Genomic DNA, 5,604 nt, shown 5'->3' with positions numbered 1-5,604 from the left:
GGGATGGCCCACGCCGGCCGGCTGACCTCACTTGAGGTACATGATGGAGAAGCTCGGCATGCCCTTGACCGGGTCGTTGACGACCCCGCCGACCTGCGAGCCCTTGATGAAGGCGTTCGCGTCGTAGCCGGCGTTGATCTCGACCATGTAGGTCTCCTGCATCCACTTGTCGAACTCACCCCAGGCCGCGGGCACCTCGTCGGCGTCCATCTTCAGGATCTCGGCCTGCTTCGCGTCGGCGTCAGCCTCCTTGAAGTTGGTCGGGTTCGGCATACCCGGCTTGTTGGCGTTGGAGCCGATCCACTGCGCCGGGAACCACGAGCCACCCGAGGGCCAGTCGGAGCACCAGCCGCCGTAGCGGAGGTTGACCGGGGCGTCCAGGTTGCTCTCGTCGTCGCGGTAGGTCTCGTCGGTCGAGGCCACCGGGGTCGCCTTGAAGCCGGCAGCCTCGAAGCCCTTGACCATCTGGTCCTTCTTGGCGACGGAGTTCTCGTCGTCACGCTGGTAGTGCCACTTCAGCTCGAAGCCGACAGCACCGGCCTCCTCCAGGAGCGCCTTGGCCTTCTCCGGGTCGGTGGTCTGACCGTCCTGTCCCTTCGGGTACTGGTACTCGACACGGCCCGCGGTGCCCGGGGGCAGGAGCGAGGTGCCGGGCTGGATGGTGACACCCACGATCTCGCCGGACGCCTTCCAGGCGGCCTGGTAGGGGTAGGCCCAGCTGATGGCCTCGCGGACCAACTTGTCCTTGATCTTGGTCTGGTCCGGGCGGTACATGTAGGTGCACGGCGAGGTGCCCTCGATGAGGTTGTCCGGAGCGCTCTCCTTGATCGACTTATAGGTCGGAGGCGTGACGTCGTCGTACGTCATCATCGTCTGCGCCGCGCCCTTGTCGCCGAGGATCTGGTTCTCGAGCTTCGCGGTGTCCTGAGCGAACCGGAAGTCGAAGGCGTCCGCGGCCTGGATGCGGCCCGGGTCGGTGTCGGGGTCCCAGTGCTCGTTCTTGACCAGCTTCAGCGAGACGCCCGGCTTGTAGGACTCGAACTTGTAGGGGCCGGTCGCCATCGGGTGGCTCTCGTAGGCCAGCGGGTCCTTGTCCTTGGCCTTCGGGATCGGCGAGAAGACCGGGAACGAGGCGTAGTAGTCGAGCTCGGGGAACGGCTGGGCGAGGTGGATGATCACCTTGTTGCCGTCGGCCTCGACACCGTCGTAGTCCTCGCCGCCGTACCAGCCGGCGCTGGCGTCGTAGCCGGGCAGCTTCTTCAGCTCGGCGTCGGTGTCCGCGAACGGACCCTTGTACTTGTCGCCGTCCTTGAAGAACGTCAGCTGGTAGGTCGGACCGTCGGTCAGGGTGTCCACGGCGAAGGAGCGCTTGATGCCGTAGACGACGTCCTCGGCGGTGACGTCGGTGCCGTCCTCGTACTTGAGCCCGTCCTTGAGCTCGAAGGTCCAGGTCAGGCCGTCCTCGGAGACCTGGCCGAGGTCGGTGGCGAGGTCGGGGACGAGGATCGAGTCACCGCTCTTCTCGTCGTAGACGTACTGCGTGAGCGATCGGGTCACCAGGCCGGACATGATCGCACCGGAGTCGGTGTAGTAGGTCCGGGTCGGGTCGAGGGTGTGGGGCGCGTTGTTCGACAGCACCGTGATGGTGCCACCCTTCTTGGCGTCCGAGGGGATCTCCAGCGGACCCTCGGCCGTCGCGTCCTTGCCGGCACCGGCGCCACCACCGGCCTTGAACTCGCCGGTCGAGTCCTCGCCACTCCCGCTCCCGCCACCACACGCAGCGGTGAGCGTCAGCGCAGCGATCGCGCTGGCGGCGATCACTGTTCTCTTCAATCGCATCGTAGGTTTCCACCTTCCATGGTTGATGCCTCTCTCCGACGACGTGCTCACCGGAAAGACTTGGGGTCGAAGGCGTCACGGATGGCGTCTCCGAGCAGGTTGAGCGCGAAGACCAGGACCACGATCCCGACAATCGGCGCGTAGAGGAACAAGGGGTATTCGTCGAACCAGTTCTGGGCACGCAGGATCGTCTGACCCCACGACGGGCGTCCGGTGACGCCGACGCCGAGGTAGGCCAGCGTCGCCTCCGCGGCGATCGTGGCCGGCAGGCTCAGCGAGAACGAGACGACGATCGGTGCCACCAGGTTGGGCAGCAGCTCGCGGAAGAGGATCCGGTGGGTGGGCATGCCGAGCACGCGCGCGGCCTCGATGAACTCGCGCTCACGCAGCGAGACCACCTCACCGCGGATCAGCCGGGCCAGGCCCATCCATCCGAACACCGAGAGGATCACGATCAGCGCGATCAGGGAGGCGTTGTCGAGCATCGCCGGGTTCTCCTTCCAACGCTCTACGAGCATCGGCGAGACGGCGATCGCGACCAGCAGGAACGGCAGCGTCAGGAAGAGGTCGGTGGCGAAGGTGACCAGGCGGTCGCCCCAGCCGCGGCTGTAGCCCGCGATCAGGCCGAGCACCACGCCGACGATCGTCGAGACGATGGTGGCGACCGTGGCGACCAGCAGGGACGTACGGGCGCCGTAGAACCACTCGGCGAGCAGGTCGTTGCCGGAGTTGGGCTCGAGCCCGAGCGGCGCCTCCCAGGTGAACCCGTAGTTGGGCGGGCCGATGACGGGATAGTTGAAGGAGTCGGTGTCGGCGACCGGGTCGCCGGCTCGCACCTCGACGCCGAACAGCTTGCACAGCAGCGGCGCGAAGATCGCGATCAGGACGAAGACCAGCACGATCCCGGCGCAGACCATCGCGACCTTGTCGGAGAGCAGCCGGTCCATGGCGATCCGCATCGGCGAGCGGCCGGCGACCTCGCCGGAGCTCGGCTCCGGATTGATCTCGGGATCAGGGCCACCCTGGATCAACACTTCGGACACAGTCATACGCTCGGATCTCCGTTCGAATGCCTTGGGCTCGGCTCGCCCAAGACCAGATCACTTGGCGCAGTCCCGAACCAGCGCTGGCTCAAGTTATGCCAACTTCGGACGGTTGGGACCGCCCTACAGATAACGGTTCGATACCGACGTGATGTGTGACACATTCGTAACAAAGACGGCCCGCAGCCGATGGCTGCGGACCGTCTTTCGTGATCCTGCTGAAACGCGGAAGATTCTCAGGCGCGACCGCGGGTGTTGTTCGCCAGGTCGTACCAGGTGTCGGCGTACCCCGGACCCTCGCCAGGGACCTCTGCCGGGCTCGCGCCCGGGTCCGGTGCGCCGAACTCGTCGACGCCCAGGAGCGGGGCGGTCACCGGCTTCTCCGGGTGCTGGTGGATCTCGCCCGGGAAGTGGCAGGCGACCTTGTGCTTCTTGCCGATCTGCAGCAGCGGCGGCTCGACCACGGAGCAGATGTCCTTGGCGAACGCACAGCGGGTGCGGAAGTGACAGCCCGAGGGCGGGTTGATCGGCGACGGTACGTCACCCTCCAGCCGGATCCGCTCACGACGGCCACCGATGGCGGCCTGCTTCACGTCCGGCACCGCGGAGAGCAGCGCCTGCGTGTAGGGGTGGTGAGCGTGCTCGTAGATCGACTCTCGGTCACCGATCTCCACGATCTTGCCGAGGTACATCACCGCGACCTCGGGGCAGAAGTGGCGGACGATGGCGAGGTCGTGAGCGATGAACAGGAAGGAGATGTCGAACTCCTTCTGCAGGTCCTGCAGAAGGTTGATCACCTGGGCCTGGATCGACACGTCGAGCGCGGAGACCGGCTCGTCGGCGACGAGCAGCTTCGGCTGCAGGGTCAGCGCCCGGGCGATACCGATGCGCTGGCGCTGACCGCCGGAGAACTCGTGCGGGTAGCGGTTGTAGTGCTCCGGGTTGAGGCCGACGATCTCGAGCAGCTCCTGGACCCGGTTGAGCACCTTGTTCTTCGGCACCATGTTGTGGATCCGCAGCGGCGCGCCGATGATCGAGCCGACCGTGTGACGCGGGTTCAGCGACGTCGACGGATCCTGGAAGATCATCTGGATCTCGCGGCGCATCGGGTGCAGCTGCTTGCCCGTGTAGTTGGCGATGTCGGTGCCCTCGAAGTTGATCTTGCCTTCGGTGGGCTTGTAGAGCCGGGTCACCATCCGCCCGGTGGTGGACTTGCCGCAGCCAGACTCACCGACGAGGCCGAGGGCGGTGCCCTTGGCGACCTCGAAGGAGACCCCGTCCACCGCCTTGACGTGGCCGACCGTACGCCGGATCACGCCGCTGCCCTTGACCGGGAAGTGCATCTTCAGGTTCTCGACCGACAGCACCGTCTCGGTGCTCGCCGGTGCCACCGAGGTCTCGGTGGCAGTCGTGGTGTCGCTCATCAGTCCTCCACCAGGTCAGGGGCGATCTCGGGCAGGATCTCTGCCTCGTAGACCTCGTCGGCGTTCTTGATGTGGCAGCGCTTGACGTGGTTGCCACCGCTGTTGGCGGGGGTGAGGTCCGGCAGGGTCGTCCGGCACAGGTCACCGCCCACCTTCGCCACGTGGTCGCAGCGCGGCTCGAACGCGCATCCCGGCGGCGGGTTGAGCAGCGACGGCGGGTTGCCCCGGATCGGGATCAGCTTGGCCTCGGTCGATGCCGTCAGGTCCGGCACGCTGGAGAGCAGACCCCAGGTGTAGGGCATCTCCGGGTTGGTGAGGATCTCCTTGCCCGGGCCGTACTCGACCGCGCGGCCGGCGTACATCACGAGTACGTCGTCAGCCATCTCCGCCACGACGCCGAGGTCGTGGGTGATGATGATGATCGCCGCGTCGAAGTCGCGCTGCAGGTCCTGGAGCAGGTCGAGGATCTGGGCCTGGACGGTCACGTCGAGAGCGGTGGTCGGCTCGTCGGCGATGAGCAGGCTGGGGTTGTTGATCAGCCCCATCGCGATCATCGCGCGCTGGCGCATACCGCCGGAGAACTGGTGCGGGTAGTCGTCCACGCGACGGTCGGGCTGCGGGATGCCGACGCGGTCGAGCATCTCGATGGCGCGCTTGCGCGCCTCCCTCTTCGTCACGTCGTTGTGGACCTGGTAGGCCTCCATGATCTGGTTGCCCACCGTGTAGTAGGGATGCATCGCGGAGAGCGGGTCCTGGAAGATCATCGCCACGTCGCGGCCGCGGCGCTTGCGCATCTCCTCGTTGCTCACCTTGAGCAGGTCGACCCCGTCGAGCAGGATCTCGCCGCTGAGCTTGGCGTTGGTGCCTCGGTGCAGCCCCATGATCGCCGAGCTGGAGACCGACTTGCCGGAGCCGGACTCGCCCACGATGCCGAGCGTCTTGCCGCGCTCGAGGTCGAAGGAGAGGCCGTCGGTCGCCTTGACGATGCCGTCGGAGGTGGTGAAGTGGACCTTCAGGTCCCGCACCGAGAGGAACGCGCCATCCTTGGTCGGCGTCGCCCCGTGCGTCTTGGAAAGGTCAGTCATGGTTCAGATCCCTCCTCAGGCGACGCGCACGCGCGGGTCGATGAAGGCGTAGAGGATGTCGACGATGATGTTCGCGATGATCACCAGCGCGCCGAGGAGAAGCACCAACCCGATGATCGTCGGCAGGTCGTAGTTGGTGTTGGCCGTGACGGCGAGCTTCCCGAGACCGTAGTAATTGAACACGCTCTCGGTGATGATCGCTCCGCCCATGAC

5 protein-coding genes are annotated in these 5,604 nt (G+C 66.2%); all 5 read right to left on the bottom strand.

Annotation, left to right across the window (positions count from 1 at the left end; genetic code table 11):
- Positions 1 to 27: 27 nt before the first annotated feature.
- Entirely contained in the window at positions 28 to 1,839 is a 1,812-nt protein-coding gene (locus ACFVJS_RS26045) for an ABC transporter substrate-binding protein (protein ID WP_378886416.1), read from the bottom strand.
- A gap of 47 nt (positions 1,840 to 1,886) precedes the next feature.
- On the bottom strand, positions 1,887 to 2,888 hold the full coding sequence (locus tag ACFVJS_RS26040; protein WP_378886414.1) for an ABC transporter permease: 1,002 nt from the start codon (positions 2,886 to 2,888) through the stop codon (positions 1,887 to 1,889).
- Between the two features lie 230 nt (positions 2,889 to 3,118).
- Positions 3,119 to 4,306 (bottom strand): ABC transporter ATP-binding protein, encoded by a 1,188-nt coding sequence (locus tag ACFVJS_RS26035; protein WP_378886412.1) that lies wholly within the window; start codon positions 4,304 to 4,306, stop codon positions 3,119 to 3,121.
- The gene (locus ACFVJS_RS26030) at positions 4,306 to 5,391 is read right to left on the bottom strand and encodes an ABC transporter ATP-binding protein (protein WP_378886410.1); all 1,086 of its coding nucleotides are present in this window, start codon (positions 5,389 to 5,391) and stop codon (positions 4,306 to 4,308) included. Before ACFVJS_RS26030 ends, ACFVJS_RS26035 begins: the two co-directional genes overlap by 1 nt.
- Before the next feature lie 15 nt (positions 5,392 to 5,406).
- A partial coding sequence (locus tag ACFVJS_RS26025) for an ABC transporter permease subunit (protein WP_378886409.1) occupies positions 5,407 to 5,604 on the bottom strand: 198 nt, incomplete at its 5' end.

Source organism: Nocardioides sp. NPDC057772 (assembly GCF_042798075.1).
Taxonomy (GTDB): domain Bacteria; phylum Actinomycetota; class Actinomycetes; order Propionibacteriales; family Nocardioidaceae; genus Nocardioides.
This window is presented reverse-complemented; position numbering and strand designations above follow the sequence as displayed.

Coding starts and splice junctions, on each gene's coding strand:
- ACFVJS_RS26045 (WP_378886416.1), bottom strand. CDS start 1,839: ATGCGATTGAAGAGAACAGTGATCGCCGCCAGCGCGATCGCTGCGCTG.
- ACFVJS_RS26040 (WP_378886414.1), bottom strand. CDS start 2,888: ATGACTGTGTCCGAAGTGTTGATCCAGGGTGGCCCTGATCCCGAGATC.
- ACFVJS_RS26035 (WP_378886412.1), bottom strand. CDS start 4,306: ATGAGCGACACCACGACTGCCACCGAGACCTCGGTGGCACCGGCGAGC.
- ACFVJS_RS26030 (WP_378886410.1), bottom strand. CDS start 5,391: ATGACTGACCTTTCCAAGACGCACGGGGCGACGCCGACCAAGGATGGC.